We start from the raw sequence: 14258 nt of genomic DNA, 5'->3' as shown, positions 1-14258 counted from the left end.
CGTTTACGCTGGAGTAATGCAAACTACGCGCAGCGTCCGCCCCTTCGAGGTTGTGAGCGAGTACATGCCCGCTGGCGACCAGCCGCAGGCGATCGCTGACCTCGCAGCGCGCATCAACGCAGGCGAGACAGACGTGGTGCTGCTCGGCGCGACAGGTACCGGAAAGTCGGCGACCACCGCCTGGCTGATCGAACAGGTGCAACGCCCGACACTGGTCATGGCGCACAACAAGACGCTCGCCGCGCAGTTGGCGAACGAGTTCCGCGAGCTGATGCCGAACAACGCGGTTGAGTACTTCGTCTCGTACTACGACTACTACCAGCCAGAGGCGTACGTGCCACAGACTGACACCTTCATTGAGAAGGACTCTTCGGTCAACGCTGAGGTCGAGAGGCTTCGGCACTCGACGACGAACTCCCTGCTGAGCAGACGAGACGTGGTCGTGGTCTCCACAGTTTCGTGCATCTACGGTCTCGGGGCCCCTGAAGAATACCTCCGCGCGATGGTGGCGCTGCAGGTGGGGGAGCGCTACGACCGTGACGCGCTGATTCGGCAGTTCATCGCGATGCAGTACAACCGCAACGACGTCGACTTCTCGCGCGGCAACTTCAGAGTGCGCGGCGACACGATCGAGATCATTCCGGTCTACGAAGAGAGCGCGATCCGTATCGAGCTATTCGGCGATGAGATCGAGGGGCTCTATTCGCTGCATCCGCTTACCGGTGACGTCATCGAGAAGCTTGATTCCGTGCCGATCTTCCCGGCATCGCACTATGTTGCCGGCACTGACGTGGTCCAGCGTGCCATCGGTACCATCGAACACGAGCTCGCCGAACGACTGGCTGAATTCGAACGCCAGGGCAAGCTTCTCGAAGCGCAACGACTGCGCATGCGCACGACGTTTGACCTCGAGATGTTGCAGCAGCTCGGATTCTGTTCCGGCATCGAGAACTACTCCCGCCACATGGATGGACGTATGCCGGGTGAGCCGCCGCACACGCTGCTCGACTTTTTCCCCGATGACTTCCTGCTCGTAATTGATGAGTCACACGCGACGGTGCCGCAGATCGGCGCAATGTACGAGGGCGACGCTTCGCGCAAACGCACCCTTGTCGACCACGGTTTCCGGCTGCCGAGCGCGATGGATAACCGTCCGCTGCGCTGGGATGAGTTCAAGAACCGTATTGGCCAGACGGTGTACCTCTCGGCGACCCCGGGTAAGTACGAGATGGGCATCGCTGACGGCGTGGTCGAGCAAATCATCCGTCCGACAGGACTCGTCGACCCCGAGATCATCGTCAAGCCCTCGAAGGGGCAGATCGACGATTTGCTCGAGGAGATCCGTCTCAGGGTCGAGCGCAACGAGCGTGTTCTCGTCACGACACTTACCAAGAAGATGGCAGAAGAGCTCACCGACTTCTTGGGCGAGCACGGGGTGCGGGTGCGATACCTGCATTCCGATGTCGACACTCTCCGTCGTGTCGAATTGCTCACTGAACTGCGCGCGGGTGTCTACGACGTCCTCGTCGGTATCAACCTGCTCCGAGAGGGTCTCGACCTCCCCGAAGTATCTCTGGTCGCGATTCTGGATGCTGATAAAGAGGGGTTCCTGCGTTCGGGCACCTCGCTTATCCAGACGATCGGTCGTGCCGCGCGAAACGTGTCCGGTCAGGTGCACATGTACGCCGACCGGATGACCGATTCGATGGCGAAGGCGATCGACGAGACCGATCGTAGGCGCGAGAAGCAGGTCGCGTACAACAAGGAGCGGGGGATCGACCCGCAGCCGTTGCGCAAGAAGATCGCCGACATCACCGATGCGCTGGCGCGTGAAGCATCCGATACGCAAGACATGATGCGCAGCAGAGCCAATTCGAAAACGGGCAAGGGCAAGAGCCCTACGCCGCGCCTCCGCCGCCAAGGTCTTGCCGCAGAGGGCGCCGAGCAACTCGAAGCGACGATCCAGGACCTCTCAGATCAAATGCTGGCCGCGGCCTCAGAGCTGAAGTTCGAACTCGCCGGCCGGCTGCGCGATGAAGTGCAAGACCTCAAGAAAGAGCTGCGTGCCATGGAGCGCGCAGGTCACGCCTAGGGGCGAGGACGCCGGTCATGGATGCTGCGGCCATCGAATTGGCCGATCGGGTGCGGGCACTGTTGATGTCCGAGCCCGGTCTGGAAGAGAAACGGATGTTCGGCACGCGCGCCTTCTTGTTGGATGGGCGAATCCTCGTTGGCACGCGCAAAGAGGGAGTGCTTCTCGTGCGTGTCGCCGAAGAGCGGGGCGTCGAGCTTCTAATCGAGCCGGGTGTCACTGTGGCGGTGATGGGCGCGAAGACGATGGGCCCGAGCTGGCTCGATGTTGCGCCGGCGGCCATCGAAACTGACGACGCTCTGGTGTTCTGGATAGACGCGGCCAGAGAAAGCGCCGCCGGAAATTAGAGACCAGTGCCGCTCATGGGCGGTGCCACTCATGACCCGTGCCACTCAGGGGCAGTGCATCAGTGGCTTCGGGCCCGATCGATCGATCACGTGCTCTGTCATCGGATGCCCGCACAGCGGGCACGCCCGCTCGGCGCGCTGCGCCGCGGAGGGCGGAGGCGTCGCCTCATAGGGGCCGACGGCTGCCGGGCCCGCCAGCCGGATCAGGTTCGTGTTGAACCAGCGATAGAGCCCGCCCGCTTCACGGATGCGCGTGCGCAACGGCACTCGGTCTGGATTGCTCGACATATTCAATAGTGTACTAATGATTAGTGCGAGATATAGAATCAGGATGTGACCAATTCCGATGAGATGCTCAAGCTCGAGAATCAGCTTTGCTTCGCACTTGTGACGGCCGCTCGCAACGTCGTGGCGATCTATCGGCCGATCCTTGAGCCGTTGGGCCTCACGCACCCGCAGTACCTCGTCATGCTCGCGCTCTGGGAGCGATCACCCCGCACTCTCAGTGATCTGGCGGCCGATCTTGCTCTTGACCCCGCAACGGCATCACCCCTGGTGAAGCGTCTCGAGAAGGAAGGGCTCATTGCGCGCAACCGCAGTAGTGAAGACGAGCGTCGCCTGGAGATCCGCCTCACCAATGCCGGTAGGGCATTGCGGGAACGCGCCGTCGACGTGCCGCGTCAGGTGATGGCAGCTGTCCATATGAACATCGAGCAGATCACCGCTCTTAGAGACGGGTTATCCCCATTCGCGGGTCGCGTACCTGTGTGACGTGTCGTCTCACCGTAGGGTGAGATTATGCGCCGCGCCACACCGATTCTCGATCGGCGAGCGTGATGAAGCGCATCGCAGTTCTCGGGTCCGTGATCGGACTTTTCATGATCATGATGATCGCGGCATCTGTGCAGGGCACGCCGATGCAGATAGAGACGCCTCGCCCGCCGATGAACCGGCAATGACGTCGGTGAAATTGCGCCCATCATCGGTGTTGGTGCACTCGCTGTGCTCGTGATCCTGTTTCTACTAAGGGTCACACGTGCGCACAGGCGTTCCTGAACGTGCTCACGGAGCCAATGTCCGTACCCCCTCGTAGACTTGTGCGGTGCCCATTGTCCCCGTAGTTGCCCCAGGAAAGCTCAGTGTCCGCGGTGCCCGCGTTCACAACCTCAAGAACGTCGACATCGACATCCCACGCGACTCGCTCGTTGTGTTCACCGGGTTGTCTGGTTCAGGTAAATCCAGCCTGGCATTCGACACGATCTTCGCCGAGGGCCAGCGCCGCTATGTCGAGTCGTTGAGCGCGTACGCTCGCCAGTTCCTCGGCCAGGTCGATCGTCCAGACGTCGATTTCATCGAAGGGCTCAGCCCTGCTGTCTCGATCGACCAGAAGTCGACGAACCGCAACCCGCGCTCGACAGTCGGCACGATCACTGAGATCTACGACTACATGCGATTGCTGTGGGCGCGCATCGGAATTCCGCACTGTCCTGAATGTGGCGAGCGGATTCAGCGCCAGACGGTGCAGCAGATCGCCGACCAGCTCATGGAGCTCGAAGACCGCACCCGCTACCAGATCGTTGCGCCCGTTGTCTCGCAGAAGAAGGGCGAGTTCGTCGATCTCTTCCGCGAGCTCGGCGCAAAGGGCTACGCGCGAGCGATCGTCGACGGTGAACTCATTCAGCTCGCCGAGCCGCCGAAGCTGAAGAAGAGCTACAAGCACGACATCGCGGTCGTGGTCGACCGGCTCGTCGCGTCCGATGACATCCTCGGTCGCGTCACTGACTCGGTAGAGACGGCGCTCGGTCTTGCCGGCGGCATCGTGCAGATCAACTTCGTCGACGAAGAGGGCGACGATGCATGGCAGTCGTTCTCCGAGAAACTGGCCTGCCCCAACGGTCACCCGATCGCCTTGACCGAGGTCGAGCCGCGAACATTCTCCTTCAACGCACCGTTCGGTGCCTGCCCGACCTGCTCTGGGCTTGGCACGCGCATGTCGGTCGACGTCGACCTGATGCTCGCGGATGAAGACCTCTCCATTCGTGAGGGCGTCATCATCCCCTGGACGACACAGGGCAAGGGCCTGTTCCAGTACTACGAACGGCTCCTCGAGGGCTCTCGACGACCTGAACTTCTCGCTCGACACTCCGTGGAAAGATCTGCGCGTCGATGTGCAAGATGCTGTGCTGCGCGGCGACAACTACAAAGTCACCGTCAAGTGGAAGAACCGCTACGGCCGTGAGATGCGCTACGCCTCCGGCTTCGAGGGTGTTGTGCCGTACATCGAGCGGCAGTACGCCCAAGCCGAGAGCGACAACCAGCGTGCGCGCTGGGGTGAGTACCTCCGCGAGGTGCCATGCCCCGCCTGCAACGGCGACCGTCTCAAGCCCGAAGTGCTCGCGGTGAAGGTGCACGGGCACTCGATCGCCGAGGTCTCTCGGCTGAGCCTTGCTGACGCTCGTGGATTCATGGAGACACTGAGCCTTACCGATCGTGAGGCGAAGATCGCCGCTCAGGTGCTGCGCGAAATCCGCCTCCGCCTCGACTTCTTGCTACAGGTCGGGCTTGCATACCTGAACCTCAGCCGTGCAGCGGGTTCCCTTTCCGGTGGTGAAGCTCAGCGCATCCGCTTGGCAACCCAGATCGGTTCCGGACTCACCGGCGTGCTCTACGTCCTTGATGAGCCATCGATCGGCCTGCACCAGCGCGACAACCGTCGACTCATCGAGACGCTGCAGACGCTGCGCGACCTCGGCAACACCCTGATCGTCGTTGAGCACGACGAAGAGACGATCGAGGCCGCCGACTGGGTCGTCGACATCGGCCCTGGCGCTGGCGTGAACGGCGGTGGGGTCGTGCACTCTGGGCCGTACTCTGCCTTGCTTACCGAGACCGCGTCGATGACCGGCGACTATTTGGCTGGTCGTCGTGAGATTCCGACGCCGAAGAAGCGTCGCAAGCTCGACAAGAAACGCATGCTGAGCGTTGTCGGCGCCCGCGCGAACAACTTGCAAAACGTCACTGCAGAGTTCCCGCTTGGTGTCCTCACTGCCGTCACCGGCGTGAGCGGCTCTGGTAAATCGTCGCTGGTCAACGACATCCTCTACAAGGTGCTTGCATCCAAGCTCAACGGCGCGCGCACTCTCGCGGGCAAGCACACCCGGGTAACCGGGCTCGACAACCTCGACAAGGTTGTCCATGTCGATCAGGCGCCGATCGGTCGTACTCCGCGGTCGAACCCGGCAACCTACACCGGCGTGTTTGACCGCATCCGCACGCTGTTCAGCGAAACGCCAGAGGCGAAGGTGCGCGGCTACCAGCCGGGCCGCTTCAGCTTCAACGTGAAGGGTGGCCGATGCGAGGCATGCTCTGGTGACGGCACGATCAAGATCGAGATGAACTTCCTGCCCGACGTGTACGTCGACTGCGAGGTCTGCCACGGCAAGCGGTACAACCGCGACACCCTCGCTGTGCACTACAAGGGCAAGAACATTGCCGAGGTGCTCGACATGCCGATCGAAGAGGCTGCCGAATTCTTCGAGCCGATCCAGGCGATCCACCGGTACATGAAGACCCTCGTTGACGTGGGGTTGGGTTATGTGCGTCTCGGACAGTCGGCGACGACGCTCTCGGGCGGCGAAGCACAGCGCGTGAAGCTCGCCACCGAGCTTCAGCGTCGCAGCAACGGCCGAAGCATCTACGTGCTTGACGAGCCGACCACCGGGCTGCACTTTGAGGATGTGCGCAAGCTTCTCGAAGTATTGAACTCCTTGGTCGACAAGGGAAACACTGTCATCGTCATCGAGCACAACCTCGACGTCATCAAGTCGGCGGACTGGGTCATCGACCTCGGGCCTGAGGGCGGATCCGGCGGTGGTCAGATCATCGCCACCGGCACCCCCGAGCAGATCGCTCGCGCAGAGGGAAGCCACACAGGACTCTTCCTCGGTGAGCTTCTCGGCGAGGGACGCGGGGCGCGGAAGGCCGGCTGATGGCCGACGTGCTGCCCTACAAACCCGCCCAGGGAGAGATTCCAACCGATCCTGGGGTGTACCGCTTTCGGGATTCCGAGGGACGAGTGCTCTACGTCGGCAAGGCGAAGAACCTGCGACAGCGGTTGTCGAACTACTTCGCACCGCTGCACACGCTTCACGAGCGTACCCGGCGAATGGTCACTACAGCGTCATCGGTGGAGTGGACCGTCGTACCGACGGACGTCGACTCCCTGCAGCTCGAGTACATGTGGATCAAAGAGTTCGATCCGCCGTTCAACGTTCGATACAAGGACGACAAGTCGTACCCGTTCATGGCGGTGACGCTGGGTGACGAGGCTCCGAGAGTGTTGGTCACTCGCAACCGCAAGATCCCGCGGGCGCGCTATTTCGGGCCCTACCCGAAGGTCTGGGCGGTGCACGACACCATCGATCTGATGGTCAAGGCATTCCCGATTCGCACCTGCAGTGACGCCAGCTACAAGCGAGCGATGGCGACCGGCCGGCCGTGCTTCCCTGGGCAGATCGGCAAGTGCGGTGGCCCCTGCTCGATGACCGTCACGATCGAAGAACACCGGGCCATGGTCGACGACTTTGTCGCATTCATGGCCGGCAGTGATGAGCGCTTCAAAAAAGACCTCACCACGCGGATGCTGGCGGCATCTGCCGCAATGGACTACGAGGCTGCAGCGAAGTACCGTGACAAGCTCGCATCGATCGAGGCGGTGCTTGGCAAGAGTTCGCTCGTACTACCCGCTGATGAGGATGCCGATCTGTTCGGCATCGCGGAGGACGAACTTGCTGCGACTGTTCAGCAGTTCGTAATCCGCGGCGGACGAGTGCGTGGCGTGCGCGCGACGACGATCGAGAAAGAACTCGACATCTCCGACTCCGAGCTCGTCGACCAGGTTCTGCAACGCGCATATGGCGAGGGCGTCGATGTTCCTCGACGCATCATCGTGCCCTGGCTCCCCGATGATGCGAGCGAGCTTGAAGAATGGCTGCGTGAGCGCCGCGGCAAGAAAGTCGAGATCGCTGTCGCCCACCGTGGACAGCGCACCGACTTGATGCGCAACGCGACGCTCAACGCGCAGCAAGCGCTCATCCGATACAAGACCCGTCGAACGAGCGACTACGTGGCGCGCACCCAGGCACTCACCGATCTGCAAGAGGCGCTGGGCCTCGACACCGCACCGTTGCGAATCGAATGCTTCGACATCTCGCATCTCAGCGGCACCAACGTGGTCGCATCGATGGTCGTATTCGAGGACGGCCTTCCCCGCAAAGATCAGTACCGCTCGTTCAATATCTCGGAGACCACCGACGACACCGACTCGATGTACCAGGTACTTATGCGCCGTCTGGCATATCTCGACCGGCCGGAAGAGGTCGAGATCGTGGCGGACGCGCCGCTCGATGACCCCTTCGCTGAAGAAGGCGAAGTGGTGACCACCCGCAAGAAGCCGCGCTTCTCATACCCGCCGCAGCTCCTGCTCGTCGACGGTGGCAAGCCACAGGTCGAAGCGGCCGCGCGGGCGCTCCGTGATGCCGGACACACCGAGATTGGGCTGTGCGGCATTGCCAAACGTCTCGAGGAAGTGTGGCTGCCGGGGGAGGATTTCCCGGTCATCCTGCCGCGTACGAGCGAGTCGCTGTACCTCCTGCAGCGACTCCGTGACGAAGCGCACCGGTTCGCGATCACCCACCAGCGAAAACGCCGCAAACGCGACATCTCTACGGTGCTCGAAGAGGTCCCTGGGCTGGGCGCAAACAGGATCAAGACCCTGTTGAAGCACTTCGGCTCAGTGACTGCGCTGCGCGGCGCAGACCTTGCGCAGATTCAGGAAGTGCAGGGGATCGGGCCCGCTCTCGCAGCGAACATCCACAGGCACCTCGCGAGTCGATAGGCTGGCCTTCACAGCGAGAGGAAGTACCGATGACCGACGAGGAGAAGAACGAGTTCCTCATCGTCACCGGCATGTCCGGTGCCGGACGATCGACAGCGGCAAACGCGCTGGAGGACCTCGGCTGGTACGTAGTCGATAACCTTCCACCCCAGATGCTGCGTCCGCTACTCGATCTGACGAGTATCGGCGGTGGCGCGCTTCCCAAGGTTGCCGCAGTCGTCGATGTCCGCGGTCGCAACCTGTTCAACGACTTCCCCGAGGTGGCCCGCGCCCTCCGCTCGCGCGGCAGCGTCCGCGTAGTTTTTCTCGACGCATCGGATGACGTGCTCGTGCGACGATTCGAGTCCGTTCGTCGCCCGCATCCTCTGCAAGAGGACGGTACGCTGCTGGACGGCATCCGACTAGAACGCTCTCGGCTGACGCTGGTACGCGAGGCGGCCGACATCGTCATCGACACCTCATCGCTGAACATTCACCAGTTGGCGACGCAGGTCTCCGAGACTTTCTCTGAAGAGGGTGCAGCGCGGCACCGCCTAACGATTCTGAGTTTCGGGTTCAAGTACGGGCTGCCTACTGACGTTGACCTGATCGCTGATATGCGCTTTCTTCCGAACCCGTACTGGATCGATGAGCTACGTGGCCTGACTGGCAAGGACGACGCGGTGCGAGACTTTGTGCTTTCGCGCGAGGGCGCCACCGAGTTCCTCGATGCTTATGCCGCAGCCCTTGTGCCGGTGTTAGAGGGGTATCAGCGCGAGAATAAGGGTCACTCGACGGTCGCGATCGGATGCACTGGTGGCAAGCACCGCTCCGTAGCGATGGCTCAAGAGCTCGCGAAACGGCTCTCGGCGATCCCTGGCGTCGCGATCAGCGTGCGCCACCGCGACCTCGGGCGAGAATAGATCGACGACCCGCCGGGTAAGCTGTTCCTTTGCGTCGCGATCCGATGCATGAGAATTTTCGAGGAGTTCCGTGGCACTTACCACCGACGTCAAAGCTGAACTGGTCAGCATCCGCAACGCGCCTCCGACGGTGCGCGTCGCGGAGGTCACCGCCATCCTCCGGTTCGCCGGGGGATTGCACTCGATCGCCGGTCGTGTCGCAGTCGAGGCCGAGGTGGACGCTGACCTGCTGGCTCGTCGCGTTGCTCGCGATCTCGCCGAGATATACGGGGTACGACCCGAGATCGCCCAGGTGCAGTCCGCCAGCTCGCACGATGGGGCGCGCTACGCGGTCCGCGTGATTGAAGCGGGGGAGACCCTTGCACGCCAGACTGGCCTCCTCGACCAGCGTCGGCGCCCGGTGCGCGGACTTCCGAACAGGCTCACTACCGGGTCCCGCGAAGAGATCGCAGGCCTCTGGCGCGGTGCATTCTTGGCCGCTGGATCGCTCTCCGAGCCGGGTCGGTCGGCGATGCTTGAGGTCTCCTGCCCGACTTCGGAAGCGGCGATGGCTCTGGTTGGTGCCGCGCATCGGCTCGGTGTCGCAGCTAAAGCCCGCGAGGTGCGCGGAATGCCGCGCGTCGTCGTGCGCGAAGGCGAAGCTATTCGCTCGCTCCTCGCCCAGATGGGCGCCCAGAAGACCGCAGCAACGTGGGAAGAGATGCGTCAGCGCCGCGAGGTGCGCGCGGGCGTCAACCGACTCGTGAACTTCGATGACGCGAACCTGCGTCGGTCGGCACAGGCGGCCGTTGCCGCGTGTGCGCGTGTTGAACGTGCGCTCGAGATCCTTGGTGAAGACGTGCCGGATCATCTGAAGCTCGCCGGTGAGCTGCGTCTCTCGCACCGCGATGCGAGCCTTGACGAGCTCGGTCACCATGCCGATCCACCGCTCACGAAGGATGCTGTGGCAGGACGAATCCGTCGCCTGCTGGCCATGGCAGACAAGCGTGCACAGCAAGAGGGCATCTCCGGCACCGAAGCTGCAGTTCCCGCCGGCCTGGACGTCTGATCCGCCAGAGCAGTTGCTCAACTCGTCGAAGTTCACGTGCTGTTTCTCGTCATTCGGGGAAGCATCCACTTTGCGCATGCGTTGTCGTCAGTAAGATGAAGAAGTCCGTTCCTCACCGCATTTGGGCGACGAGGACGACCGACAAGCGCCGCGGCGCGGCGCGGATTGGATGAAAGCGACATGGCGATCTACACGCTCCCTGACCTCCCCTATGACTTCGCAGCTCTGGAACCGCACATCAGCGGCAAGATCATGGAACTGCACCATGACAAGCACCACCAGGCCTATGTGACCGGCGCGAACGCCGCGTTGGACGGCCTCGCCGAGGCTCGCGACAGCGGCAACCTCGCGAACGTGAACAAGCTCGAGAAGGATCTCGCGTTCAACCTCGGCGGTCACGTCAACCACTCGATCTTCTGGACGAACCTCTCGCCGAACGGCGGTGGCCAGCCCGAGGGCGAGCTGAAGGCTGCAATCGACGAGTACTTCGGTTCGTTCGAGAAGTTCCAGGCTCACTTCACCGCAACCGCGATGGGCATCCAGGGCTCTGGCTGGTCTGTGCTCAGCTGGGACTCGATCGGTCAGCGTCTGATTATCCAGCAGCTGTTCGACCAGCAGTCCAATGCTGCGCAGGGCACCATTCCGCTGTTCCAGCTCGACATGTGGGAGCACGCGTTCTACCTGGACTACCTCAACGTGAAGGCCGACTACGTCAAGGCCGCATGGAACATCGCGAACTGGGAGAACGTCGCCCAGCGCCTCGAGGTTGCCCGTAAGCAGACGAACGGCCTGCTGGTACTGTCGTAATCAAGACGGGCGTCCCGATGGGTGTTCAGCCCGTCGGGACGCCGTTGTCCACAAATTCTCAACCGATAACGCGCGAAGGCGCACGAGAAAACAGGAGACCTGAGTGTCTGTCAAGATCGGCATCAACGGCTTTGGCCGTATTGGACGTAACTACTTCCGCGCGGCACTCGCGCAGGGAGCGGACCTCGAAATCGTCGCGGTCAATGACCTCACCGACAACAAGACCCTGGCTCACTTGCTGAAGTACGACTCCGTCAGCGGCGTTCTCGACGCTGACGTCAGCTACGACGACGACAGCATCACGGTCGACGGTAAGAAGATCAAGGCCTTCGCCGAGCGCGACCCCGCCAACCTCCCGTGGGGCGAGCTGGGCGTCGACATCGTCATCGAGTCGACGGGCTTCTTCACCAAGGGCGAGCTCGCCAAGAAGCACATCGACGCTGGTGCCAAGAAGGTCCTGATCTCGGCTCCCGGTACCGACGTGGACGCCACGTTCGTCATGGGTGTGAACGAGAACACCTACGACCCGGCCACGCACAACATCATCTCCAACGCTTCCTGCACGACCAACTGCCTCGCACCGTTGGCGCAGGTCTTCAATGACGAGTTCGGAATCGTCCGCGGTTTCATGATGACCGCACACGCCTACACCGCAGACCAGAACCTGCAGGATGGCCCGCACAGCGACCTGCGACGCGCACGCGGCGCAGCGATCAACATCGTCCCGGCATCCACCGGTGCAGCGAAGGCGATCGGCGTGGTGCTCCCCGAACTCAACGGCAAGCTCAGTGGTTCCTCGTACCGTGTGCCGGTTCCCACCGGCTCGATTGTCGACCTGACGATCATCACCGAGCGAGAAGACCTCACCGTAGACGAGGTCAACGCTGCATACAAGAAGGCAGCGGCCGACGGCCGCCTCGTGGGCTACCTGCAGTACAACGAAGACGAGATCGTCTCGAGTGACATCGTGCACAACGCGCACTCCTCGGTCTTCGACTCGACGCTCACCAACGTCAGCGGCAACCTGGTCAAGGTCTCCAGCTGGTACGACAACGAGTGGGGTTACTCCAACCGTCTCGTCGACCTGACCGAGTACGTCGCAGAGCGTATCTGAGCTCGTCATGACGTTGCGCACCCTGGAATCGCTGGGTTCGCTCGAAGGCAAGCGCGTCATCGTCCGTTGTGATTTGAACGTCCCCTTGCGGGACGGGGTCATAACGGACGATGGCCGTGTGCGTGCTTCGTTGCCGACCTTGAACGCCCTTCTCAATGCTGGCGCACGCGTGATCGTGTGCTCGCATCTGGGTCGCCCTGATGGGGCTCCTGACCCGCAGTACAGCCTCGAGCCGGTCGCGCAGCGTCTCTCTGAGCTGCTTGTCAAGCCCGTCGCGTTTGCGCGCGACACGGTCGGCGAGTCAGCACGAGACGCCGTCGCATCCCTCGAAGATGGCGGCATCGTGGTGCTCGAGAACCTGCGATTCAACGCGGGCGAGACGGCGAAGGATGACGCCACCCGTCAGGCGTTCGCCGCCGAACTCGCTGAGCTGGGTGATGCGCTCGTCTCTGATGGCTTCGGTGTTGTGCACCGCAAGCAGGCGAGCGTCTACGACCTCGCCGAGATCCTGCCTTCCGCGGCCGGTCTTCTCATTGCTACCGAGCTCGATGTGCTCGACCGCCTCACCGAGAAGCCGGAGCGACCGTACACGGTCGTCCTCGGCGGATCGAAGGTCAGCGACAAGCTCGGTGTGATTTCGCACCTGCTCCCGCGCGTGACCGTATTCTTGTCGGCGGCGGAATGCTGTTCACCTTCCTTGCGGCGCAGGGCCACGCTGTGGCCGCCAGCCTGCTGGAGAAGGATCAGCTCGACGTCGTTCGCGGCTACCTCAAAGACGCCGCCGAGCGTGGTGTGGAGATCGTGCTGCCGACAGACGTTGTCGTGGCGGAGTCGTTCTCAGCGGATGCTGCGCACGAGGTGACTGCGGCTGACGCCATTGAGCAGTCGGCGTTCGGTGCATCCGGTATCGGACTCGACATTGGTCCGGACACCGCGAAGGCGTTCGCCGACGCGATCCGCAGCTCGAAGACGGTGTTCTGGAACGGCCCGATGGGCGTGTTCGAGTTCCCCGCTTTCGCTGCCGGAACCAAGACTGTCGCGCAGGCGCTGACTGAGGTCGACGGCCTCAGCGTCGTCGGCGGTGGCGACTCTGCGGCGGCCGTGCGCCAACTCGGATTCGCAGATGACCAGTTCGGTCACATCTCGACGGGTGGAGGCGCAAGCCTCGAATTCCTCGAGGGCAAAAAACTACCCGGCCTGGAGGTGCTCGGATGGGCGTAACGACTCGTACCCCGCTGATTGCGGGCAACTGGAAGATGAACCTGGATCACTTGCAGGCGGTCGCGTTCGTGCAGAAGCTGCACTGGGCGCTCAAGGATGCCAAGCACGAGAACGGCTCGGTTGAGGTCGCGGTGTTCCCGCCATTCACCGACCTTCGCAGCGTCCAGACGCTCATCGACGCGGACAAGATCCCGTTCGCACTCGGTGCTCAGGATGTCTCCGCGCACGACTCGGGCGCTTACACCGGTGAGATCTCGGGTGCGTTCCTCGCGAAGATGGCCGCGAAGTACGTCATCATCGGTCACTCGGAGCGTCGTGAATACCACGCAGAGGGCGACGACGTTGTGGCGGCCAAGGTGCAGGCAGCGCTGAAGCACGGACTCGTTCCGGTGATCTGCGTCGGCGAGACTGCAGAAGACCTAGAGAAGTTCGGTGCGAGCGCGGTTCCTGCGGGGCAGCTGGAGGCAGCGCTCAAGGGCGTTCCGGCATCCGCTGACATCGTCGTGGCATACGAGCCAGTCTGGGCGATCGGGTCCGGGCAGGCGGCTACCCCGCAGCAGGCACAGGATGTGTGCGCTGCGCTGCGTGGCGTGCTCGCGAAGACCTTGGATGACGAGGCTGCTGCGCGCACTCGCATTCTGTATGGCGGTTCGGTGAAGGCTGCGAACATCGCCAGCTTCATGCGTGAGCCCGATGTTGACGGTGCGTTGGTCGGCGGCGCGAGCCTCGTGGTCGACGACTTTGCCGCGATTATCCGGTTCGAAAAGCACGTCGGTGTATGAGCGGGGGCGGGGTTTCGGCCCCGCCACCTGCGTATACTTGACCCTTACG

At 62.5% G+C, this 14258-nt stretch carries 11 protein-coding genes and 2 pseudogenes; 12 read left to right on the top strand and 1 reads right to left on the bottom strand.

Annotated elements, in window-relative coordinates:
* The first annotated feature begins 16 nt into the window (after window positions 1–16).
* A complete protein-coding gene (gene uvrB, locus DC31_RS05715) occupies window positions 17–2092 on the top strand; it encodes an excinuclease ABC subunit UvrB (protein ID WP_036278007.1) in 2076 nt (691 codons plus the stop codon).
* Window positions 2093–2109: 17 nt separating this feature from the next.
* Window positions 2110–2439, top strand: a complete 330-nt coding sequence (locus DC31_RS05710) for a TfoX/Sxy family protein (RefSeq protein WP_036278004.1) — start codon at window positions 2110–2112, stop codon at window positions 2437–2439.
* A 45-nt stretch (window positions 2440–2484) separates the two neighbouring features.
* On the opposite strand, the gene DC31_RS05705 is transcribed toward DC31_RS05710, so the two are convergent.
* Window positions 2485–2727, bottom strand: coding sequence for a hypothetical protein (locus DC31_RS05705; RefSeq protein ID WP_036278001.1), 243 nt, complete (start codon window positions 2725–2727; stop codon window positions 2485–2487).
* Window positions 2728–2790: 63 nt separating this feature from the next.
* Here DC31_RS05705 and DC31_RS05700 point away from each other — a divergent pair, with 63 nt between their 5' ends.
* From DC31_RS05700 to tpiA, 10 genes and pseudogenes are all read left to right on the top strand, one after another.
* Window positions 2791–3210 carry a MarR family transcriptional regulator gene (locus DC31_RS05700; RefSeq protein WP_036278306.1) on the top strand — a complete coding sequence of 140 codons (420 nt, stop codon included), beginning with the start codon at window positions 2791–2793 and terminating at the stop codon, window positions 3208–3210.
* A gap of 65 nt (window positions 3211–3275) precedes the next feature.
* On the top strand, window positions 3276–3398 hold the full coding sequence (locus DC31_RS19860) for a hypothetical protein (RefSeq protein WP_268748216.1): 123 nt from the start codon (window positions 3276–3278) through the stop codon (window positions 3396–3398).
* A 143-nt stretch (window positions 3399–3541) separates the two neighbouring features.
* Window positions 3542–6428, top strand: a pseudogene (gene uvrA, locus DC31_RS05695) (excinuclease ABC subunit UvrA).
* Window positions 6428–8335, top strand: a complete 1908-nt coding sequence (gene uvrC, locus DC31_RS05690) for an excinuclease ABC subunit UvrC (RefSeq protein ID WP_036277998.1) — start codon at window positions 6428–6430, stop codon at window positions 8333–8335. The pseudogene uvrA and the gene uvrC overlap by 1 nt, the downstream one beginning before the upstream one ends.
* 29 nt (window positions 8336–8364) lie before the next feature.
* Window positions 8365–9237, top strand: coding sequence for an RNase adapter RapZ (rapZ, locus tag DC31_RS05685; protein ID WP_036277996.1), 873 nt, complete (start codon window positions 8365–8367; stop codon window positions 9235–9237).
* A gap of 70 nt (window positions 9238–9307) precedes the next feature.
* Window positions 9308–10285: a DNA-binding protein WhiA gene (whiA, locus tag DC31_RS05680; protein WP_036277993.1), complete on the top strand. Its 978-nt coding sequence runs from the start codon at window positions 9308–9310 to the stop codon at window positions 10283–10285.
* 180 nt (window positions 10286–10465) lie between these two features.
* The gene (locus tag DC31_RS05675) at window positions 10466–11092 is read left to right on the top strand and encodes a superoxide dismutase (RefSeq protein ID WP_036277990.1); all 627 of its coding nucleotides are present in this window, start codon (window positions 10466–10468) and stop codon (window positions 11090–11092) included.
* Between the two features lie 103 nt (window positions 11093–11195).
* Window positions 11196–12206 carry a type I glyceraldehyde-3-phosphate dehydrogenase gene (gap, locus tag DC31_RS05670; RefSeq protein WP_036277987.1) on the top strand — a complete coding sequence of 337 codons (1011 nt, stop codon included), beginning with the start codon at window positions 11196–11198 and terminating at the stop codon, window positions 12204–12206.
* Between the two features lie 7 nt (window positions 12207–12213).
* Window positions 12214–13427: pseudogene (locus DC31_RS05665) on the top strand (phosphoglycerate kinase).
* Window positions 13418–14209, top strand: coding sequence for a triose-phosphate isomerase (tpiA, locus tag DC31_RS05660; protein WP_036277984.1), 792 nt, complete (start codon window positions 13418–13420; stop codon window positions 14207–14209). Before DC31_RS05665 ends, tpiA begins: the two are co-directional and overlap by 10 nt.
* The last annotated feature ends 49 nt before the right edge of the window (window positions 14210–14258 follow it).

It is taken from the genome of Microbacterium sp. CH12i (assembly GCF_000685355.1).
Taxonomy (GTDB): Bacteria; Actinomycetota; Actinomycetes; order Actinomycetales; family Microbacteriaceae; genus Microbacterium.
Note: the sequence above shows the minus strand (reverse complement) of the source record. Positions and strands in the feature narration are given on the sequence as shown.

What these genes read in the sequence shown, in the direction of transcription:
- DC31_RS19860 (WP_268748216.1), top strand. Translation starts at nt 3,276, where the DNA reads ATGAAGCGCATCGCAGTTCTCGGGTCCGTGATCGGACTTTTCATGATC.
- DC31_RS05700 (WP_036278306.1), top strand. Translation starts at nt 2,791, where the DNA reads ATGCTCAAGCTCGAGAATCAGCTTTGCTTCGCACTTGTGACGGCCGCT.
- tpiA (WP_036277984.1), top strand. Translation starts at nt 13,418, where the DNA reads ATGGGCGTAACGACTCGTACCCCGCTGATTGCGGGCAACTGGAAGATG.
- uvrB (WP_036278007.1), top strand. Translation starts at nt 17, where the DNA reads ATGCAAACTACGCGCAGCGTCCGCCCCTTCGAGGTTGTGAGCGAGTAC.
- DC31_RS05675 (WP_036277990.1), top strand. Translation starts at nt 10,466, where the DNA reads ATGGCGATCTACACGCTCCCTGACCTCCCCTATGACTTCGCAGCTCTG.
- DC31_RS05710 (WP_036278004.1), top strand. Translation starts at nt 2,110, where the DNA reads ATGGATGCTGCGGCCATCGAATTGGCCGATCGGGTGCGGGCACTGTTG.
- rapZ (WP_036277996.1), top strand. Translation starts at nt 8,365, where the DNA reads ATGACCGACGAGGAGAAGAACGAGTTCCTCATCGTCACCGGCATGTCC.
- DC31_RS05705 (WP_036278001.1), bottom strand. Translation starts at nt 2,727, where the DNA reads ATGTCGAGCAATCCAGACCGAGTGCCGTTGCGCACGCGCATCCGTGAA.
- uvrC (WP_036277998.1), top strand. Translation starts at nt 6,428, where the DNA reads ATGGCCGACGTGCTGCCCTACAAACCCGCCCAGGGAGAGATTCCAACC.